Source organism: Kitasatospora sp. NPDC057542 (assembly GCF_042801945.1).
Classification (GTDB): Bacteria; Actinomycetota; Actinomycetes; order Streptomycetales; family Streptomycetaceae; genus Kitasatospora.
In genome coordinates this window covers 16,977-34,652 of record NZ_JBHVFE010000017.1, presented here as the reverse complement: position 1 = coordinate 34,652, position 17,676 = coordinate 16,977, and the positions used below count along the sequence as shown (strand labels likewise).

At 74.4% G+C, this 17,676-nt stretch carries 20 protein-coding genes and 1 pseudogene; 8 read left to right on the top strand and 13 right to left on the bottom strand.

What is annotated here, in order from left to right; genetic code table 11:
- The first annotated feature begins 23 nt into the window (after positions 1–23).
- Positions 24–968, top strand: coding sequence for a MerR family transcriptional regulator (locus tag ACFU7Y_RS04575; RefSeq protein WP_380766456.1), 945 nt, complete (start codon positions 24–26; stop codon positions 966–968).
- 63 nt (positions 969–1,031) lie between these two features.
- On the opposite strand, the gene ACFU7Y_RS04570 is transcribed toward ACFU7Y_RS04575, so the two are convergent.
- The 5 genes from ACFU7Y_RS04570 to ACFU7Y_RS04550 all read right to left on the bottom strand — a co-directional run bounded on the left by ACFU7Y_RS04570 (position 1,032) and on the right by ACFU7Y_RS04550 (position 3,725).
- Positions 1,032–1,481: a hypothetical protein gene (locus ACFU7Y_RS04570; protein WP_224284170.1), complete on the bottom strand. Its 450-nt coding sequence runs from the start codon at positions 1,479–1,481 to the stop codon at positions 1,032–1,034.
- A gap of 151 nt (positions 1,482–1,632) precedes the next feature.
- Complete coding sequence (locus ACFU7Y_RS04565) at positions 1,633–1,962, bottom strand: sulfurtransferase TusA family protein (protein WP_224284171.1); 330 nt, start codon at positions 1,960–1,962, stop codon at positions 1,633–1,635.
- Positions 1,959–2,645 carry a class I SAM-dependent methyltransferase gene (locus ACFU7Y_RS04560; protein WP_224284172.1) on the bottom strand — a complete coding sequence of 229 codons (687 nt, stop codon included), beginning with the start codon at positions 2,643–2,645 and terminating at the stop codon, positions 1,959–1,961. Before ACFU7Y_RS04560 ends, ACFU7Y_RS04565 begins: the two co-directional genes overlap by 4 nt.
- 128 nt (positions 2,646–2,773) lie before the next feature.
- Positions 2,774–3,292, bottom strand: a complete 519-nt coding sequence (locus ACFU7Y_RS04555) for a MarR family winged helix-turn-helix transcriptional regulator (RefSeq protein ID WP_380766455.1) — start codon at positions 3,290–3,292, stop codon at positions 2,774–2,776.
- A gap of 76 nt (positions 3,293–3,368) precedes the next feature.
- The gene (locus tag ACFU7Y_RS04550) at positions 3,369–3,725 is read right to left on the bottom strand and encodes a DUF6204 family protein (RefSeq protein WP_224284174.1); all 357 of its coding nucleotides are present in this window, start codon (positions 3,723–3,725) and stop codon (positions 3,369–3,371) included.
- A 96-nt stretch (positions 3,726–3,821) separates the two neighbouring features.
- Here ACFU7Y_RS04550 and ACFU7Y_RS04545 point away from each other — a divergent pair, with 96 nt between their 5' ends.
- Positions 3,822–3,986 carry a hypothetical protein gene (locus ACFU7Y_RS04545; RefSeq protein ID WP_224284175.1) on the top strand — a complete coding sequence of 55 codons (165 nt, stop codon included), beginning with the start codon at positions 3,822–3,824 and terminating at the stop codon, positions 3,984–3,986.
- 17 nt (positions 3,987–4,003) lie between these two features.
- Here the strand turns inward: ACFU7Y_RS04545 and ACFU7Y_RS04540 are convergent, their stop codons facing one another.
- From ACFU7Y_RS04540 to ACFU7Y_RS04520, 5 genes are all read right to left on the bottom strand, one after another.
- Positions 4,004–4,933 carry an aminoglycoside phosphotransferase family protein gene (locus ACFU7Y_RS04540; RefSeq protein WP_380766454.1) on the bottom strand — a complete coding sequence of 310 codons (930 nt, stop codon included), beginning with the start codon at positions 4,931–4,933 and terminating at the stop codon, positions 4,004–4,006.
- A gap of 65 nt (positions 4,934–4,998) precedes the next feature.
- Positions 4,999–6,225 carry a serine hydrolase domain-containing protein gene (locus ACFU7Y_RS04535; RefSeq protein WP_380766453.1) on the bottom strand — a complete coding sequence of 409 codons (1,227 nt, stop codon included), beginning with the start codon at positions 6,223–6,225 and terminating at the stop codon, positions 4,999–5,001.
- Between the two features lie 299 nt (positions 6,226–6,524).
- Positions 6,525–7,214 (bottom strand): dienelactone hydrolase family protein, encoded by a 690-nt coding sequence (locus ACFU7Y_RS04530; RefSeq protein WP_224285410.1) that lies wholly within the window; start codon positions 7,212–7,214, stop codon positions 6,525–6,527.
- Positions 7,215–7,246: 32 nt separating this feature from the next.
- Complete coding sequence (locus ACFU7Y_RS04525; protein ID WP_380766452.1) at positions 7,247–7,576, bottom strand: hypothetical protein; 330 nt, start codon at positions 7,574–7,576, stop codon at positions 7,247–7,249.
- A gap of 439 nt (positions 7,577–8,015) precedes the next feature.
- Positions 8,016–8,939 (bottom strand): NAD-dependent epimerase/dehydratase family protein, encoded by a 924-nt coding sequence (locus tag ACFU7Y_RS04520; protein ID WP_380766451.1) that lies wholly within the window; start codon positions 8,937–8,939, stop codon positions 8,016–8,018.
- A gap of 191 nt (positions 8,940–9,130) precedes the next feature.
- Between ACFU7Y_RS04520 and ACFU7Y_RS04515 the strand changes: the two genes are divergently transcribed.
- The 3 genes from ACFU7Y_RS04515 to ACFU7Y_RS04505 all read left to right on the top strand — a co-directional run bounded on the left by ACFU7Y_RS04515 (position 9,131) and on the right by ACFU7Y_RS04505 (position 12,919).
- The gene (locus ACFU7Y_RS04515; RefSeq protein ID WP_224282164.1) at positions 9,131–9,769 is read left to right on the top strand and encodes a TetR/AcrR family transcriptional regulator; all 639 of its coding nucleotides are present in this window, start codon (positions 9,131–9,133) and stop codon (positions 9,767–9,769) included.
- The gene (locus ACFU7Y_RS04510; RefSeq protein WP_224282165.1) at positions 9,766–11,199 is read left to right on the top strand and encodes a carotenoid oxygenase family protein; all 1,434 of its coding nucleotides are present in this window, start codon (positions 9,766–9,768) and stop codon (positions 11,197–11,199) included. Before ACFU7Y_RS04515 ends, ACFU7Y_RS04510 begins: the two co-directional genes overlap by 4 nt.
- A 208-nt stretch (positions 11,200–11,407) precedes the next feature.
- A complete protein-coding gene (locus ACFU7Y_RS04505; protein WP_380766450.1) occupies positions 11,408–12,919 on the top strand; it encodes a hypothetical protein in 1,512 nt (503 codons plus the stop codon).
- A gap of 124 nt (positions 12,920–13,043) precedes the next feature.
- Here ACFU7Y_RS04505 and ACFU7Y_RS04500 read toward each other — a convergent pair whose 3' ends face one another.
- Positions 13,044–13,559 (bottom strand): GNAT family N-acetyltransferase, encoded by a 516-nt coding sequence (locus ACFU7Y_RS04500; RefSeq protein WP_380766449.1) that lies wholly within the window; start codon positions 13,557–13,559, stop codon positions 13,044–13,046.
- Positions 13,560–13,720: 161 nt separating this feature from the next.
- On the opposite strand from ACFU7Y_RS04500, the gene ACFU7Y_RS04495 reads away from it, so the two are divergent.
- Positions 13,721–14,530, top strand: a complete 810-nt coding sequence (locus ACFU7Y_RS04495) for an alpha/beta fold hydrolase (RefSeq protein WP_224282168.1) — start codon at positions 13,721–13,723, stop codon at positions 14,528–14,530.
- Positions 14,531–14,581: 51 nt separating this feature from the next.
- Here the strand turns inward: ACFU7Y_RS04495 and ACFU7Y_RS04490 are convergent, their stop codons facing one another.
- Together ACFU7Y_RS04490 and ACFU7Y_RS04485 are read right to left on the bottom strand one after the other, a co-directional pair.
- A complete protein-coding gene (locus ACFU7Y_RS04490) occupies positions 14,582–15,148 on the bottom strand; it encodes a hypothetical protein (RefSeq protein WP_380766448.1) in 567 nt (188 codons plus the stop codon).
- Positions 15,136–16,278: a serine hydrolase gene (locus ACFU7Y_RS04485; protein ID WP_224282170.1), complete on the bottom strand. Its 1,143-nt coding sequence runs from the start codon at positions 16,276–16,278 to the stop codon at positions 15,136–15,138. The genes ACFU7Y_RS04490 and ACFU7Y_RS04485 overlap by 13 nt, the downstream gene beginning before the upstream one ends.
- A 103-nt stretch (positions 16,279–16,381) precedes the next feature.
- Between ACFU7Y_RS04485 and ACFU7Y_RS04480 the strand changes: the two genes are divergently transcribed.
- Positions 16,382–16,735 carry a hypothetical protein gene (locus ACFU7Y_RS04480; RefSeq protein ID WP_224282171.1) on the top strand — a complete coding sequence of 118 codons (354 nt, stop codon included), beginning with the start codon at positions 16,382–16,384 and terminating at the stop codon, positions 16,733–16,735.
- Between the two features lie 151 nt (positions 16,736–16,886).
- Positions 16,887–17,594: pseudogene (locus ACFU7Y_RS04475) on the top strand (VWA domain-containing protein); the annotation flags it as partial.
- Positions 17,595–17,676 lie beyond the last annotated feature (82 nt).

Below are 17,676 nucleotides of genomic sequence, written 5' to 3'. Positions count from 1 at the left end.
GGGGAGGTAGCAGGGTGGTGGCCATGAACGGCGACGTGACGTACACCATCGGTGAGCTGGCCAGGCGGACTGGGCTGACGGTCAAGACCGTCCGCTTCTACTCGGACCAGGGGATCGTGTCGCCGGCCGACCGCAACCCGGCCGGCCACCGGCGGTACGGCGCCGACGCCGTCGCGCGGCTGGAACTGGTCCGTACCCTGCGGGAGCTCGGGCTCGGACTGCCCGCGATCAGGCGGGTGGTGGAGCGTGAACTGACGCCGGCCGAGGTCGCCGCCGCGCAGGCGGAGGCGATCGACCTCCGGATCCGGGTGCTACGGCTGCGGCGGGCGGTGCTCGGGGCGGTGGCCAGGCTCGGGTCGACGCCTGAGGAGTTGACGCTCGTGCACCGGTTGGCCCGGCTCACGCAGGACGAACGGGGGCGCCTGATCGCGGAGTTCCTGTCGGGCGTGTTCGGCGGGACCGGTGGCGACGAGCGGTTCTCCGCCGTGGCGCGCTCGTTGACGCCGGAGCTGCCGGAGGATCCGTCGGTCGAACAAGTCGAGGCCTGGGTGGAGTTGGCGCAGCTGGCGGGGGACGCCGGGTTCAGGGCGCTGCTGCGCGGGCTCGCCCGGGCGGAGGCGGCGGAGGCGGTGGTGGGGGAGGCGCGGGCCGGCACGGGCTTGCCGAGGCCCGGACTGGCGGTGGCGGTGCGGGAGTTGGCCGGACCGGCGGTCGCGGCCGGGGTGGACCCGGGGTCGGCGGAGGCGGCGGCCGTCGTCGCGGAGCTGGTGGAGCGGTACGGGCAGTGGTGTGCGGGCGCGGTGCCGGGGGACGCCGGGGCGCTGCGCGACCGGTTGGCGGAGCGGCTGGGGGCGATGGCCGATCCGCGGCGGGAGCGGTACCTGGAGCTGCTGGCGGTGGTCAACCAGTGGGCTGCGCCGAAGAGTTGGGCGGCGGAGGTGGACTGGGCGGTGCGCGCCGTGGCGTGAGCCGGGTGCGGGGGCTGCGTGGTTGTGGCTGAGGTTGTTGCGGTTGCGGCAGTGGCTGGGCGGCTATCGGCGGGCGGGGTCGGGGAAGGTGGTGAGGAAGGCGTGGGCCTGGGCGCGGAGGTGGTCGACCGGCGGGTCCTCGCAGATCACCTCCAGGCCGAGTCCGGTTGCCCGGCCCAGGTCGTAGTAGGACTGGTAGGCGAGGTACGGGCGGTGGTCGTCGGTGGGGTCGAGGCCGACGGCGAAGGTCGCGAAGTGGGGCTGCGGCCCGCCCTCGGCAGCGGCCGATCCGGTGCGGGAGAGCTGCCACTCGAACTCGTACGGCTCGGGTTCGGCGGGCAGGTCCAGCAGGGCCTGGGCGAGTCGGCGGACCTCCTCCGGGTTCGCGAAGGGGATCGACTCCGACCAGGAGGGGGCCGAGGCGAGCAGCTCCCAGTCGTCGCCGGTGTGGCCGACGGTCAGGGCCCATGCGCCCTGCCGGTCCTGCCAGTGGCAGCTGATGATCGGGTCCACGGCGGTCAACCTCCCTGTGGTACCGGGTCGTTCGTACCTCCTCATCGTGGCACACCGGGCGGCCCGGGGCCTCGGCCGTGAGCCGTCCTCGGGCCCGCTGCCAGGCCTTCTGGAGCGTGTGATGGCCGGGGCGGCAGCGGGGTAGGCCCGGTCAGTCGGTGCCGGGAGCGGGGTGCCAGGGGCGGTCGGGGCGGGTCGGGACCGGGGCGGAGGTGAGGCGCAGCGCGTACACCTCGCGGTCGGTCGCCTCGTGCGGGACCTGGCCGAGGTACTCGTGGCCGGTCAGGTGGCACCAGGCGGGGAGGTCGAGCGGGGCGGCGGGGTCGGTGGTGTGGATGTGGACCACAGCGCCGGCCGGGAGGTGCGCGATCCGGGCGCGCAGCCGGAGCAGGAGCTGGACGCAGAGCAGGCCGGTGCCGTCGATGGCGAGGTCGGGGGTCTCTGCGGCGGCCTTGGGGGTGGCGGCGTCGGCTGCGGTCATCGGGGGGTCTCCTGGGTGATGCGCCAGAGGCGGCGGGGCAGTTCGCCTTCCTCGAAGGGGTGGACGTCGGTCAGGCGCCAGCCCTCGGCGAGCGCGTCCACCAGCTCGCGGGGGAAGAAGTGGACGGCGAAGCCGCCGTGCTCCCAGATGTCGTCCCCGTGTCCGGTCCCGGCGCCGTAGTGGGCGTCGCCGGTGTGGCGGACGGTGTAGACGAAGGTGCCGCCAGGGCGCAGGACCCGGTGGACCTCGGCGACGAGCGCCTCGATCTCCTCGGTGGAGAGCGCCATGCAGAGCAGCATGTGGGCGAAGACCGCGTCGACGGAGGCGTCGGGGAGTGGGAGCGGCTCGCGGACGTCGTGGGTGAGGACCGAGAGCCGGTCGGCCAGGCCCTGGTCCGCCGCGGCGGCGCGCAGCTGTTGCAGGCCGGTCGGGCTGAAGTCGGCGGCCGGCACGCGGAAGCCCGCGCGGGCGAAGTGCAGCGCGTCGCGCCCGTGGCCGGCGCCGAGTTCCAGCACGTCCCGCGCCCCGGCGGCGGCGAACACCTCGGCGGCGTACTCGGCGGGGGCGGAGGGCTGCTCGCCGTACATCCCGGGGTTGGCGGTGTAGGTCTGCTGCCAGTGCGCACGTTGGGTGTCGGCGAGGGTGTGCTCCAGGCCGGGCCCGGTGCCGGGGGTGTCGGTCATGGTGCTGTCCTTCGCGCGGGGTGGTGCGGGTGGTGCGGGCGGTGCGGGGTCAGCCTAGGACGTGGGGCGCGCGGTGGGTGTGCCGGGGTGCGGTGGGCGTGCGGCGGGGCCTGGCCGGGGCGGGCGGCTCAGCCGAGACGCTGACCGGGGGCGGTGCCGCCGAGGCGGGTGAGCAGGGTGGACAGTCGGCTGAGGTCCTCGGCGCTCCACTGCTCGGCCGCGAAGTGGTCGGCGGCGACCTGCCGGGCGGTGTACAGCATCTCGGCGAGCCGCTCGTGCCCGGTCGGGGTGAGGGCGGCGTAGGCGACCCGGGCGTCGCGGGCGGCGGTCTCGCGGGTGACCAGGCCGATCCGCTCCAACGGTGCGAGGCCACGGGTCACACCGGAGGCGGTGAGCCCGAGGGCTTCGGCGAGGTCGACCCGGCGCATCCGGCCGCCGGGGGCCTGGGAGAGGTGGAGCAGCATGGTGAAGTCGGCCAGGCTGACGCCGTGCAGGCCGCTGAGGCCGGCGTCGAAGCGCTTGACCACGGCCGTCTGGGCACGGACCAGCCGCAGGGCGGTATCCAGCGGGTCGGGGCCCGGGCCCGTCGTGGCCGGCGCGGTCGTGGCCGAGCCCGTTCGCCCCGTCTGTTCCGGCTGTTCTGTCATTGCCACCTCCTTGACTGCTCAAGTATATCCCGACGGGGAGCCGTCAAGGAGGTGGCGGAGGGGGGGAGGGGGCAGATCAGTGAGCGGTGTTGGCGGCGCGGCGCTGACGCTTGCCGAGCGGCGCCTGGGAGAGGTCCTCGGCCTGGGAGCGGAGGTTCTTGTAGCCGTAGCCGCGTTCGGTGAGCCAGTTCTGCGCCGACTGTTCGGCCCGCTCGGTGGCGTCCAGGATGTCCTCCTCGGCCTCGCCCTCGTCGAGGAAGCGGAAGGTGAAGGCGGCCCTCGCGGACAGGTCGTAGCTGAGGTGGCCCTCGTGCGTGAAGGCGGCGTGCAGCACGTCGTGCTCGGGTGCGGCGGCGAGCAGTTCGGAGCGCTGTTCGTCGGTGAGGCCGTCGAAGACGCCGCGCACCATGATGCGGAAGGTTCGAGTGGTCATCCCCCGACCATAGGCAGGACGGGACGCCGGCCGCCAACGCGATTTCGGGCGCCGCGGTGTCTCAGCCTGGAGACAGCCCACCTGGACGCCTACGGCATGGATCCCTTCACGATCAAGGCGGAGGGCCGGCGGGGTGACCGGCTGGTCTTCTGTGCCGGGGACACCGGGCGTGCCCTGGGGGTCCCGCAGACGCAGGAGGCCGAGCTGCGCGAGCGGTTGGCGGGGCTGGGGATCGGGGCGGGTGTGTTTCGGCACCCGTAGGCGGTCGGGTGTGAGGGTCAGTCGGGGGTGAGCGCTTCGGCGAGCCCGTCCGCGTACCGGGTGAGCCGGTCGAGCTCGGGGCCGCTCCGGGCGCGCCGGAAGCCGTGCCGTCGGCCCCGGAAGGCGGCCTGGACGGCGTGGAGTTGGGCCCAGCGGCGGGTGCGTTCGCGGTCCGGCTCGGCGGCCTCGGTGAAGACGTCGAGTGCACGGAGGAGGGTGCGGTTCACGTCCGTCGCGTCGAGCAGGGTCAGGGCGTGGACCTTGAGCAGAGTGCCGCCGTCGTAGGCTCGGTCGCCCGCGTAGCCCTTGGGGTCCACGGCCGGCCAGGGTTCGCGCTCCGCCCGCAGGATGTTGCGGGGGTGGAGGTCGCCGTGGACGAGCACGTCCGGCTGGCTGCGGGCGAGTTCGCGGACGGTCGCGAGGGCGGCGCCTACCGTGCGGGCCGGAAGGGCGTGGGCCAGGGAGGCCGCGTCGGCGCGCAGTCGGGCCTCCCAGTCCGCCGCCTGCTCGCTCAGCCGGGGCAGGCCCGGCGGTGCCGGGACGGCGAGTCGGCGGCTGAGCCGCCCGGCGACCGTCAGCACCTCGTCGCCGTCCCGGACCTCCGCGAGCGTTGCCGGGCTCGCCCGTTCGAGCAGCATCGCGAAGCGCTCGTCGTCCCGTTCGTACAGCCGGACGGCGCCCCGGCCCGCCCACACCGTGAAGGCGTCCGGCTCGTGGACGTTGCCCGGGTGGGGGAGCGAGACCTTCAGCACGGCCGCGCGCCCCGAGGCCTGCCGGACCGGGAGGATCAGGCCGACGCCGCCGTGGGTGGCCGCGCCGTCCCGTACGCAGCCCCAGCGGTCCAGCAGTTCGGCGGCGAGGCCGGGGAGTTCGGCGATCCAGGACGTGCCGGAGGCTCCTTCGCGGTCGACGGTGGTGCGGGCGAGCCCGTCGGGGACGATGATCACGCGGGTTCCTTGCAGGGCTGGGGGAGGGGCGGTGCGGGCTGGTGCGGCGGTTGGTTCGACCGGGCTCAGGGGGCGAAGGGGCCGAAGGTCGTGGCGGCGAGGCGGAGCGCCGGTGCCGGGGTGTCGGGCCCGGTGCCGACGGAGTAGACCAGCCGCTTGCGGAGGTCCGGGGTGGTGAAGAAGCCGCCGGAGTACCCGAGGTCGTGTCCGGTCTTGCCCCAGAGCACCGTGCCGTCCCGCAGGGCAATGGCCGTCAGCCCGGCGCTGTGGCAGGCCCGACCCTTGTCCGGACCGAACCGGCACTCGTCCGCCCCGCGTACCGGCAGCAGCCGGCCCGAGGCGTCCCGCGGCAGGGTGAGCAGGTCGTGCAGCTGCTGGGGCGGCAGGAGTTCGCCGTCCAACAGGGCGCGCAGGAAGCGGTCCAGGTCGGCCGGGGTGGAGACCATCGACTCCGGGTTGCCGCCCTGCTCGGAGACGTCCGTCGGGGTGCCCGCGTTGTCGGGGTAGTAGCCGGCCAAGTGGGGCTCGGGCATCGCGGGCCTGCCCTCCGTCACCTCGGTGTGCCGCAGGCCGAGCGGCTTCAGGATGCGGGCCGTCACCTCCTCCCTGATCGTGTGTCCGGTCACCTGCTCGATGATCCGGCCCGCCAGCCGGTAGTTGAAGCTGTTGTACTCCTGTGCGGTGCCCGGATCGAAGGCCGGGCTCGCCTCGGGCAGGCCCTTCTCCGGGTGCGGGCGGAGCGTCCGCTGGATGACCAGGTCGAGTGTCTCGTTCGCGAACCGGTGGGCTATCAGGCCGTCGTGGTCCTCGACCTCCGGGCCCTCGACGGCCTGCGGAAGTCCGCTGGTGTGGTCGAGGAGTTGGCGGACGGTGATCGGCAGCTTGAAGCTCGCGGGCAGGGTGCCGGGCAGGTACTGCTGGACAGTGCCGTCCAGGGAGATCCGCTGCTCGGCGGCGAGCTGGAGCAGCACCGCGGCGACGAAGGTCTTGTTGATGCTGCCGATCCGGAACGCGGCGTTCGGCGCCACCGGCCGCCCACTCACCGGATCGCCCGCGCTGCCGCGCCAGGCCCGGCCGTCGACCGTCACCCGGGCGACCGCGCCCGCCACCGGGTCGCCCGGCCGGGCGGTGATCGCGGCGTCGAGGGCGGCCGGATCCGGACCGGTGGGCGGTGCCTGGCCGACGGCGGGCGAGGGCGCGGGCTCGGCGGCGAGGGCGGGTGCGGCGGGCACCGCCGCGAGGAACAGGGCAGCGAGGCCACGTGCGAGGGTGGAGGGTTTGGTGACTGCCATGTGCTCTCCGATGCCGTTGGGGCGAGTGTGGCGCGGGCCGATCCGCCCAGGGGAACACGAAGCTGACGCTCGTTCAGTTGCACTCCGTCGGCACGGAGGTGGAGAGCTTGGTCGCGGAACACGGTGGAGACCCCCTTCCACGGCGGCCCGGATGGCCGCCGTCGCGGTGACTCCAAGACTGATCGCCGAGACCCCGGTCGCGCATGTGCCGATCGGCAGGAATCCCGCCGGAATGCGAGCGGCTCTCCCCTGTCGATCAGCAGGGGAGAGTTGCTCGCAATCCAGGAGGAGGGGGGTGGCTACACCCGTGCCGGGAGTCGGGTGCAGACCGTCCCCGCCACCAGCGGCGCCGGCTCGGCGCCCAGGGCGGCGAGGGTGAAGGCGGTGGTCAGCGCACTGATGTCGCGGGACTCGCGGATCAGGAGGTGGTTGGCGCCCGGGGCCTCGTACCGCGCGAGGTCCGGGACGACCCGCCGGGCGCGCAGCGCGTACTCCAGGGACTGGGTGGCGCCGGCCGTGCTGTGGTCCCCGGTGCCGTGGACGATCAGCACCCGCCGACCGGCCAGCTGGTCGACCGGGTCGCCGCTGGGCAGCCAGGGGGCGATCCCGGCCACGCCGACCACGGAGGGGTGTCCGGCGCACCAGAAGGCGGCGCGCCCGCCCAGCGAGTTGCCGATCAGTGCGACGGGGGTGCCCGGGTACAGCCGGGCGAGCTCGTCGAGCGCCCAGCGGGTGTCGACGGCGGTGTCGGCGTCGGCGCCGTTCCAGCCGCCGTGGCGGTAGCGCAGCAGGTGCACCGCGAGGCCGTGCGGCCGGCCGCGCTCGGTGAGCTCGGCGGCCAGGTCCCGCAGGCCCAGCTCGGCGAGCTTCAGGGGTGCGCGCCGACTGCGGATGAATCCGCCCGGCAGCAGCAGGGCGACGCCGTTGACCGGCCCCTCCCCCTGTCGCGGGGTCAGCTCTGCGGTGCGCGGACGCTGCGCTCGGAACACGCGAAATCCCTCCTGATGTGTACCGGCGGATTCTACGGTTCCGGCGAGGGGCCACGGTGCGCCGGCAGGGACCACAGGACCCAGCCGGAGACCCGGGTGCGCGCCGCCATGACCTTCGCCCAGCGGGCGCCGAGCGGCGAGGTCCAGGTGTCCACGACCTCGCCCCGGTCACCCGAACGGGTGAGTCCGATGACGGTTTCCCCGCCGCAGTGGTCGACCCGGACGTCGGCGGCGCCGGCCGACACCTCCCACCAGCCCGCGCCGAGCTCGGGCGGCAGGTCGGCGCGGGCCGGGACGGCCGCCGGGACGAGCGGGATGCCCAGCGCGACCACGGTGGCCGCCGCACGGCCGATCACGGCCACGGGAACCTCCCTGCGGTGTCGTGCGCGGCAACGGGGGCGGCGTCGGGATCGGGGGAGGCGCGTACAGCAGAACGAGCCGACCGGGCGTACGCGCACTGTCCGGCGCCGAGGTTCGCCCGGTCGGCTCGGCCCGGCGTGGAGATCGGGTGTGCCGGAGGCGCGGGGAAAACCTTCTACCTCGCCAACTGTCCCTCCACGGAGGAGGGTTGGGGTAGCCCGGCGGACGGCCGGCGCACCGATCGGCGCGCTCAGGCCGAGGCCGGGACGCGCTCCAGTGCCGCTCGGCCCGCCGGCCCCCAGGTGCGCCGCCCGCCGGGCCGTCCGCGCTCCCGGGCCGGGCTGACGGAGATCAGCGAGGGGCGGGTCGGCGGAGCGGGAAGTCGGTCGGGTCGACTTCCTGCTCCGGGCCGGGGGGCGGGTGGGGCCCGGTACCCGCCGTTCAGTGCGGGCCGGCGGCCGGTACGGCCCGGGGATCGGGGTGGCGCGGGGTCCAGTGCAGCTCGCGAGCGGCCTTGGCGTTGGAGACCCGCAGGGTGGTGTCGAGCATCAGCTCGCCGAGGTAGGGCACGGCGGCCCGCAGGGCCCAGCCGGGGAGGCGGAGGGCCGGGCGGCCGCGGCGGGTGGTGGTGGCCAACTCGCCGAAGCTCGCCGGGTGGTCGCCCGCGAGGTTGTACGCCTCGCCCGCGCGGCCGTGCTCCAGCGCGGCCAGCGTGGCGGTGGCGGCGTCCTCGACGTGGATCCACGGAACCACCCCGCCACCGCCCAGCGGAACCGGCATCGGGCGGGTGCCGGGGGTCGGGTCGAACCACGTGCCCGGGCCGTGGAACAGGCCGTAGCGCAAGGCGATCCCGGCGACGTGCGGAGCGTCGAAGGCCCGCTGCTCGGCCTCGACCAGGCCGGTGACGACATGGTCGGAGGCGGTGGTCCGGGGGCCCGTGCCGTACACGCCGAACGGGGCCTCCTCGCCGAGGAACCGGCTTCCGTGGTCGCGATAGCCGTACCCGAGGACCAGGGACTGGGTGAGGAAGCGTTCGGCGCCCATGGCCCGTGCGGCGGCCAGCAGATTGGCGGAGCCGCGGACGCGCAGCACGTTGGTCGGATTGTCGGCGGCCACCCTGCGGGAGGGCGTGCGGAGGGCGGTCAGCTGGTGGACCACCGCGTCCGCGGCCAGGCCGTCCACCGCGCGCAGCAGCCCCTCACGGTCCAGCGCATCGGCCCGTACGGGCGTGCAGCCCGCGGCCAGGACGGCCTGCGCCGAGTGCTCGGAGCGGGCGAGGGCCAGGACCTGGTGGCCCGCGCCGATCAGCACCCGGGTCAGCGGGGCGCCGATGGCCCCGGTCGCACCTGCCAGCAGTACGCGCATCGTCCGCTCCTTCGAGTTCTTCGAGTCCTTCGGGCCGGGCCGTGAGGCCGCCGCCAGCAGGGACCGGGCAGGCCGCCGGAACGTGACACGGCGGTGGGCGCAGGGGCTCGTGCAGGGGTTCGCGGGCGGGCTCGGGCCGTGTTCGCACCAAGGGCTGGTAACGCTGTTTCCCATCGGTTACGTTGTTACCCATGAGCACGCCCTACCAGGACGCGCAGCGGGTCGGCCAGGACGCCGTACGCGCCGTGATCCTCGACTGCGCCATCACCCTCCTCGTCGCCGAAGGCCCCGCCGCGCTGACCGTGCGCCGGATCGCCGCCGAGATCGGTTCCTCGACCAAGGTGCTGTACACGATGTTCGGCGGGAAGGAGGGGCTGCTCGACGCGCTGTACCGCGAGGGCTTCGCGCGGCTGCGCCGGGCGCAGGAACAGATCCCGCGCGGGGAGGACCCGTTGGCGTACCTGACCGAGCTCGGCCGGGCCTACCGCGAGCGGGCGATCGCCGAACCCGCCTACTACCGGGTGATGTTCGAGCAGCCGGTGCCTGGATTCCGGCCCGGCGCGGAGGCGCTGGCCGTGGCGGACAGCGCGTTCGGCGCCTCGGTGGCCGCCGTGGACGCCTGCATGGCGGCCGGAGCCTTCCGGCCCGGCGACGCCCAGGAGGTCTCCAGACTGTTCTGGGCGGCCACCCACGGCGCGGTGAGCCTGGAGCTCGCCGGCCACTTCGCACCGGCCGAGGCCGGGGCGCGCTACGAGGCGCTGATGGCCGCGCTGGGGCGGGCGTTCGGCGCAGACACCCCATCATCACCTGACGTGAGGTCGACACCATGAGCCGGGACACCGTGAGCAGCAACGGCACGAGCCGCGACGGCGCGAGCAGCAACGGCACGAGTCGTAACCGCTACCTGTCCGGGAACTTCGCCCCGCTGACCGAGGAGGTCACCGCCTACGACCTGCCCGTCACCGGCCGGATACCGGCCCATCTCGACGGCCGCTACCTGCGCAACGGCCCCAATCCGCTGGGCATCGAGGACCCGGCCGCGCACCTGTGGACCCTCGGCGCGGGCATGGTGCACGGCGTCCGGATCCGCGACGGTCGCGCCGAGTGGTACCGCAACCGTTGGGTCCGCTCCGGCGCGGTCGCCGACCGGCTCGGCGAGCCCCGCCGCGGCACGCCCGTCGACGAGCGGCTGGACATCTCCCCCAACGTGCAGGTCGCGGGCCTCGGCGGGCGCACCTACGCGCTGATCGAGGGCGGTATCCGCCCCTACGAACTCACCTACGAGCTGGACACGGTGGGGCCGTGCGAGCTGGGCGCCACGCCGGAGGGGTACAGCGCCAACGCCCACTCGATCCTCGACCCGCACACCGGGGAACTGCACTCGCTGGCCTTCCGCTACGGCTCGGACCACGTGCAGCACATCGTGATGGACGGCGGCGGCACCGTCCGGCGCAGCACGCTGATCGAGGTGCCCGGTAACCCGTACATGCACGACTTCGCGCTCACCGAGCGGTTCGTGCTGCTGTACGACACGCCGGTGGTGTTCAGCGCGGCGCACCTGGCCACCGGCGTGCCCTTCACCTGGGACGAGCGGCGCGCCGCCCGGGTCGGGGTGATGCCGCGCGAGGGCGGCGCGGTGCGGTGGTTCGAGCTCGCGCCGCACCTGGTCGGGCACACCCTCAACGCGTACGAGCGGTCGGCGGACTCGCTGGTCGTCGACGTCGTGCGCCACCCTCCGGGCATGGACCTGCGCACCATCGGTGCGAGCCGTCCCACGCTCGACCGCTGGACGATCGACCTGGCGGCGGGGACGGTGCGGGAGGAGCGGCTGGACGACCGGGTCCAGGAGTTCCCGCGCCTCAACTCGCGTCACACCGGCCGCCCCTACCGCTACGGATACGCGGCCGCCGTGGAGCTCTACGCGTCGCCGGCCGGCCCAGGGGACGACCGCCCGGCGGAGGGCTTCAGCAACGCCCTGCTCAAGCACGACCTGAGCCGGGGGACCGTCGAGGCCCACGAGTTCGGGCGCGACGGGGCGGTGGGCGAGGCGGTGTTCGTCCCCGCCGAGTCGCCGGCGGCGGAGGACGACGGATACCTGATGGCGTACGTCCTCGACCCGGACCGGGGCGCGACGGACCTGGTGATCCTCGCCGCCCAGGACTTCACCGGCGAGCCCGTCGCCCGGGTCCACCTGCCGGTGCGGGTGCCGTTGGGCCTGCACGGGAACTGGGTTCCGGGCGGGGAACCGGGGCAGGGGTAGGGGGGCCGGCAACGGGGTGGGCTCGGCGGAGCCGGAGGCCCGCGGTGGCGGCGAGGATCCGTCATGGTCCCGGTGGCCGGGGCCTGGTATGTGCGGGTCATGGCCGGGGTTTTCCCTGCTCTTTGTTTCGGATCATGGCGCGCTCTGCGACGATCCGATGATCGTCGCCCCGATGCGGTGGGCGGCGCGTTGCAGGGGAGAGACCGGCATGGCTGTTCGGCCCGAGGACAGTGTCGTCCGGGCGAGGCGGGGAGCCAGGTTCGCCTGGGACAGGGAGACCTGGATGGTGGTCTCCGGCGGGGTGCTGGGGGCGATGTTCGCGAGCATGGGGCTGGCGGTGCTGTTCGGCCCGGCGAACGGGTTCGGCGGCGACAGCCTCGCGTACATGGGGATCATCAGCATCCTCGGGCTGATGCCCTGCGGTGCGGGCTTCGTCTGGGCGCTGATCCACCCGAAGGCCGGGTTCCCCTCGGCCGCCGTCGGTGCGCTGCTGGGGCTCGGGATCTTCGTCGGCTTCGCCGGGGACGGCCTCAACGACTCCTGGAAGGCGCCGCTGGACCGGCCGTCCACGATCCGCGCGGTGGGCAGCTGGACCAGCGGGGACCTGGTGGTGCGGGCCAGGCCGGACCTGGTGGTGGCGTACCGCAGCGCCACCGGGGCCGTCGCCTGGCGCTGGACCCCGCCCGGGGAGGACTCGGTGTGCGCGATGAGCAGGGGCACCGGGCCCGACGGGACGGGACGCGGCGGCGCCGTCGGCCTGATCGGCCACTCGCCGCACGGCACACCGTGCTCGGCCGTCACCTCGCTCGACCTCGCCGACGGCACGGAGGGCTGGACCGCCACCGTGGACGCGCCCGCCCGGGACGGGGACGACGCGACACCGGACGTGGTCGCGGTGGCCGGGCAGCAGGCCCTCCTCCAGGAGAGGTCCGGCTGGCGCGCCGTCCGGCTGGCGGACGGCCGGGACGTATGGCGCAGCGCGGCCGATCCCGGCTGCTCCCCGTTGCAGGTCGCGGGCGGGCCCGGGGACGCCGTCACCGTCGCGCAGTGCGGTGACGCGGCGCCCGTACTGCGCTCGCTGGCGCCGGCGGACGGCCGGGAGCAGCAGCGGATCGCGCTGCCCGCGGCGGGCGGGCTGAAGAACCTCGCGGTGGTGTCGGTCGACCCGCTCGCGGTGTGGGTGGACGCCCAGGCCGAGCGCGGCACCCACGCGGTGCTCAGCTACGACCGGACCGGCCGGCAGCGGGCGGCGATACCGGTCGCCGGGGACGAGTACGACCTGGACGTGATGCTGGGCGGGCTGCACGCCTTCGACGAGTTCAGCGCCCGGCCGCTGTTCGGCGGGGTGGTGGTGGGGGACCTGTTCGTCGTGCCGGGCGAGAAGCCCGGCGACGTCGGCATCAGCGGCGGCAGGCACCCGAGCCGGACCGCCACCGGCCGGCTGCTGGCGTACTCGCTCACGGACGGCGGCAAGCGGTGGACGGCGGGACTGGACGACCAGGTGACCGGCCTGGTGGTGGACGGCGGCTCGGTGTGGGCGATGACCCGGGGCCGGGTGACCAGGGTGGAGGCGGCCACCGGGCGGCAGAGCGCCGTGCTGGACGTCAACGACACCGCGTCGCTCTACCCGGTGGACCTGTCGGTGTCGGGCTCGGAGCGGTTCACGGTGGTGGCGGAGGACGGGACGCGGGACGAGCCGCCGGTGCGGGTGATGAACTGACGGCGGCCGGCGGGCCGCCCCTGCCGTGTTCGCGGCTTGCCGTCGCCGCGCTGCGGTTTTCGTCCCCCGCCGCGTTCGCTGCTTGTCCCCGTCACGCTGCGGTTCGTCCCCGCCGCGTTCGCGGCTACCGGAAACCCGGGTAGCCGAGGACGAGGATCCGCTCCGCCGGGTTCCGGACGTAGGGGACCACCGTGCCGGTCGGCTCGAAGCCGAGCCGGCGGTAGAAGGCCCGGGCGCGCCCGTTGTCCTCGTGCACGCCCAGGGTCAGCGCCCCCACGGTGGTGTGCTCCCGGGCGTGGCGGACGACCGCGCGCACCAGGTCGGCGGCCGGGCCGGCGGCGCCGCGGTGCGCGGGGGTGACGTAGACCGAGTGGATGTGCACGTGGTCGGGGACGTCCGGCAGGGGCTCGACGCCGGCGATCCCGACCCAGGCGCCGGTCTCGTCACCGGCCGTGAAGGTGGCGGACTCCCGGGCCGTGGCCCCCTGGGCGGCCCGGTGCCGCCAGTAGTTCTCCGGGCGGGCGGCGGAGTCCGTGTACGAGGAGCTGAAGGCCTTCGGGGAGTCCCGCAGCGCCTCCAACGTGATCCCGCGCAGTTCCCGCCACTCCCCGGCGGCCATCCGGCGTACGTCGTAGTGCATGCGTCGAGCCTGGCACGGCTGTGCGGCGGCCGGATCACGCACGGGGATGATCTTCGCCACCCTCCGTGCCCCGTGACGGGGCCCGCCACCGGCGGATCTGAGCCTTCCCGGTGGTTGTGTCAGGCTGGTGGGGGAGCACCGCCGAGATCGGGAGACTCGTGATGGCCGAGATCAGGGTGAACGGGGTGGCGCTGCACTACGAGGCCCGAGGTGAGGGCCCCGGTGTCGTCCTGGTGCACGGTTCCTGGAGCGACGCGGACTCCTGGGCGCGGGTGCTGCCGGGCCTGGCCGAGTCCACCACGGCGGTCGCCTACGACCGCCGGGGGCACAGCCGCAGCGAGGACCCGCTCACCCAGGGTTCGGTGCACGAGGACGCGGCCGACCTGGCCGGGCTGATCCAGGGGCTGGGCCTCGCGCCGGCCTTCGCCTACGGCGACTCCTACGGCGCGCTGGTCATCCTCCGGCTCGCCGCCGCCTGGCCCGACCTGCTGCGCGGGATCGCCGTGCACGAGCCGCCGGGCACCGGCATCCTGCTCGCCGACCCGGACCTGCGCCCGATCGGCACGGCCTTCGCCGACCGGATCGCCGCCGTCCGGGAGCTGCTGGAGCGGGCCGAGTCGGCCGCGGCGGCCGAGTTGTACGTGGACAGCCTCGCCCTCGGCCCGGGTGCCTGGGATCAGCTGCCCGCGCCGGTCCGGCACACCTACATCCGCAACGCGCCCACCTACCTGGACGAGCTGCGCGACCCGGACGCGCTCGACCTCGACCTCACCGGGCTGTCCCGGTTCGGCGAACCGGCGCTGCTCACCCAGAGCGACGACAGCGCGCCGATGTTCGGCGAGGTGCTGGACCTGATCGACCTCACCCTGCCCAAGGCGGAACGCCACCTGTACGAGGGCGCCGGGCACGCCCCGCACGTGTCGCAACCGGAGGAGTGGGTGCGGGTGGTGCTCCCGCGGGCGTTGTTCTGAGGCTTCACGGTGGGCCGTCCAGGAGTCGACGGCCCACGGCCCGCCGTCGCATCAGTGTTCGGTGGCGCCCCAGCCGTCGTCCGGCAGATCGCGGTCCGGCTCGGGGCACTCGACGTGCTCGAAGCCCCACAGCACGGCCTTGTGCAGCACCCACTCCGGGGACGGCGGCTGGTCGTAGCTGTCGCGGTCGGTGAGCACCAGCTCGACCCGGACCTCCTCGGCCGGCGAGAAGAGCAGGTTCTTCTGGTCCTGGAGGTTCTCGTACGTCACCGTCTCCCAGGTCCCGCCGGAGGCGGTCAGCGCGGCCATCAGCTCCGTCTCGCCGACGTGGGTGTCGAGCGTCACCGAACCGCCGCCCGGCTGCGGGAGGTCCAGCTCGCCGTGCCAGACCGGCAGGGACAGCGAATGGAGCCGGCGGCAGCGGCAGAACACCGTCGGCACGTCGCCCCAGCCGAAGGCGTGCGGCCAACGCTTGCCCCGGTGGATGCGGCCGCCGTCCCACGGATCGCCGTAGTGGGCGGCGAGTTCGGGCAACGAGGCGCCGTAGCGCAGCTCGCCGAGACCGCCGGTGGTGGCCAGGCGGGTGACGAGCGGGAGGAAGCCCGTCAGCCCAGGCACCCGCGCACCGCCTCGATCAGGCGGTTCGCCCGGGCGTCGCCGTGGCCGATCATCCGGTTGGCGACGTAGCCGAAGCCGACGCCGAACTCGTCGTCGCCGAAGGCGAACTGGCCGCCGGCGCCGTCGTTGCCGAAGCTGCGCGCGCCGAGCAGCGGGCGGAAGGCGGGGGAGTCGAGCAGCAGGCCGGAGCCCCAGCGGGCGCCCAGGTCGAAGCCCAGGAAGCCCGCGCCGGAGGAGACTTCGCGCACCGCGTCGGTCACGGTGTCGGCGGAGAGCAGCCGCTCGCCGCCGTCCAGTCCGGTGGCCGCCGCCGCGTACACGCCCGCCAGGCCGGTGGCCGAGGCGACGGCGCCCGCGCCGGGCAGCTCGATCGCGTGCAGGGCCGGGTCGTTCCAGCCGTGCGGCACGTCCAGGCCGGGGAAGGCCAGGGCGCCGTTCATGGTGACGATCCGGGTGAGCAGGTGCTCCGGTCCGGGCATCGGGCGGCGGCCATCGGCTTCCACCAGCCGGGCCAGGCGCGGGAGTTCGCTCTCGGGAAGGCCGATCCAGACCGGCAGGCCGAGCGGCTCGGCGATCTCCTTGCGCAGGAACGCGCCCGGGGTCAGGCCGGTGATCCGGCGGATCACCTCGCCGACCGCGAAGCCGAGCACATGGCCGTGGTACTCGTAGGTCGTGCCCGGCTCCCAGAGCGGCTGCTGCGCCTCGACGGCCCGGATCACCGGCTCCCAGGCGGCGACTTCCTCGAAGGAGAGCGCCGCGTCCAGGGCCGGGATGCCGGCGCGGTGGCCGAGGATCATCCGGGTGGTGACGGCCTGCTTGCCGTTCCGCGCGAACTCCGGCCAGTAGCGGGCGACCGGCGCGTCCAGGTCGAGCCGGCCCTGCTGGGCGAGCAGGTGCGCGGAGATGCTCACCGGGCCCTTGGCACAGGAGAACACCGGGACCACGGTGTCCTGCGTCCAGGCCCGGCCGGTGCGCTCGTCGGCCGTGCCGCCCCACAGCTCGACCACCTTCCGGCCGCCGGCGAACACCGTGACGGCGGCGCCCAGTTCGGGGAACTCGGTGAAGTTGGCGGCGAAGACGTCCGCGACGGCGCCGAAGCGTTCGTCGGCCCAGCCCTGGTACTGCTGCATGATGTGGTGCCCCGTTCTGCCCTCAAGATCGACCGAACCACGCTACGGGAGCCTGGCGGCCGGGACGAGGGAATTTCGCCAGGCCGGGACTGGTGGGGCGGATGTGGCAGACTCGCCGGCCGTCGGGGAGGAGGAGCAGGCGGATTGCGAGGCACTGACGGCGCTCTGGGAGCGGCGGTGGCCCGGCACGGAACCCGTCGGGTACGAGATCAGCGACCGGTGGCGGGACGTCTGGGCGCGCTTCCACAGCCTGCCGGAGTCCAAGCGGTACCCCGACGACGAGCGGGAGTACGCGATCGTCCTGGAGCGCGGGGTGATCGTCACCGACACCGGCATGCGGCGGCTGTACCACCCGTACGACCGGGGCGCGGACGTCCACCTGACCACGACGGAGGAGCGCGACCGGCTGAAGGAGCGGCACGCCGACTGGCTGTCCCGCCACCCCGGCGGGTGGTGAGGGACGGGGCCGGCAAGGGCTTGCCGCCGACCCCGCCTGGTCCGGGCAGGGGCTTGCCGCCGCCCCCGTCCGCCCCGCAGAGTGTCCGGAGCGCGTTGACGATCACGTGCCTCGGCAGCCCCGGCTGCCGCAGCGAGCGAGGGAGCGACACATGGCCGTCAGTCTGAGCAAGGTCGAGCAGAGCGCGCCCGCGCTGGTGAGCCTCTACAAGACGGCCGGCGCCTCGGTCGAGCGCCGTGGGCTGAGCGGTCAGCGCGTCTCGGTGTACCTGGTGATCGACTACTCCGGCTCGATGAAGCCCTACTACAAGGACGGCAGCGTCCAGGCGCTCGCGGACCGGGTGCTGGGGCTGGCGGCCAATCTGGACGACGACGGGAGCGTGCCGGTCGTCTTCTTCTCCACCGAGGTCGACGCCCAGGTCGAGGTCGCCCTGGCGGACCACGCGGGCTGGATCGAGCGGATCGTCGCGGGCCTCGGCCACATGGGCAAGACCAGTTACCACCTGGCGGTGGACGCGGTGGTCCGGCACTACCGCGAGAGCGGCTCCACGGCGCCGGCCCTCGTCCTGTTCCAGACGGACGGCGGGCCGATCGACAAGGGTGCGGCGGAAGCGCGCCTGTGCGGGGCGGCGAAGCTGCCGATCTTCTGGCAGTTCATCGGCTTCGGCGACCCGGACAGCCGGCAGTTCGACTTCCTGCGGAAGCTCGACGAGCTTGAGGTCCCGGCGAAGCGGCCCATCGACAACGTCGGCTTCGTCCACCTGGGGCGCGATCCCCGGACGGTCTCCGACCGGAAGCTGTACGACCTGTTGCTGGCCGATCTCCCCGTCTGGCTCGCGGCCGCGCGGGCCCAGGGCATCGCACCGGAGGGCCCGGCGCTGCGGGTGCCGGCCGCTCCGGGGCCGGAGCAGCCGGAGCAGCAGGAGCGGTCGGAGCGCCGGG

Coding starts and splice junctions, on each gene's coding strand:
- ACFU7Y_RS04575 (WP_380766456.1), top strand. CDS start 24: ATGAACGGCGACGTGACGTACACCATCGGTGAGCTGGCCAGGCGGACT.
- ACFU7Y_RS04565 (WP_224284171.1), bottom strand. CDS start 1,962: ATGACCGCAGCCGACGCCGCCACCCCCAAGGCCGCCGCAGAGACCCCC.
- ACFU7Y_RS04560 (WP_224284172.1), bottom strand. CDS start 2,645: ATGACCGACACCCCCGGCACCGGGCCCGGCCTGGAGCACACCCTCGCC.
- ACFU7Y_RS04555 (WP_380766455.1), bottom strand. CDS start 3,292: ATGACAGAACAGCCGGAACAGACGGGGCGAACGGGCTCGGCCACGACC.
- ACFU7Y_RS04550 (WP_224284174.1), bottom strand. CDS start 3,725: ATGACCACTCGAACCTTCCGCATCATGGTGCGCGGCGTCTTCGACGGC.
- ACFU7Y_RS04545 (WP_224284175.1), top strand. CDS start 3,822: ATGGATCCCTTCACGATCAAGGCGGAGGGCCGGCGGGGTGACCGGCTG.
- ACFU7Y_RS04535 (WP_380766453.1), bottom strand. CDS start 6,225: ATGGCAGTCACCAAACCCTCCACCCTCGCACGTGGCCTCGCTGCCCTG.
- ACFU7Y_RS04520 (WP_380766451.1), bottom strand. CDS start 8,939: ATGCGCGTACTGCTGGCAGGTGCGACCGGGGCCATCGGCGCCCCGCTG.
- ACFU7Y_RS04515 (WP_224282164.1), top strand. CDS start 9,131: ATGAGCACGCCCTACCAGGACGCGCAGCGGGTCGGCCAGGACGCCGTA.
- ACFU7Y_RS04510 (WP_224282165.1), top strand. CDS start 9,766: ATGAGCCGGGACACCGTGAGCAGCAACGGCACGAGCCGCGACGGCGCG.
- ACFU7Y_RS04505 (WP_380766450.1), top strand. CDS start 11,408: ATGGCTGTTCGGCCCGAGGACAGTGTCGTCCGGGCGAGGCGGGGAGCC.
- ACFU7Y_RS04500 (WP_380766449.1), bottom strand. CDS start 13,559: ATGCACTACGACGTACGCCGGATGGCCGCCGGGGAGTGGCGGGAACTG.
- ACFU7Y_RS04495 (WP_224282168.1), top strand. CDS start 13,721: ATGGCCGAGATCAGGGTGAACGGGGTGGCGCTGCACTACGAGGCCCGA.
- ACFU7Y_RS04485 (WP_224282170.1), bottom strand. CDS start 16,278: ATGCAGCAGTACCAGGGCTGGGCCGACGAACGCTTCGGCGCCGTCGCG.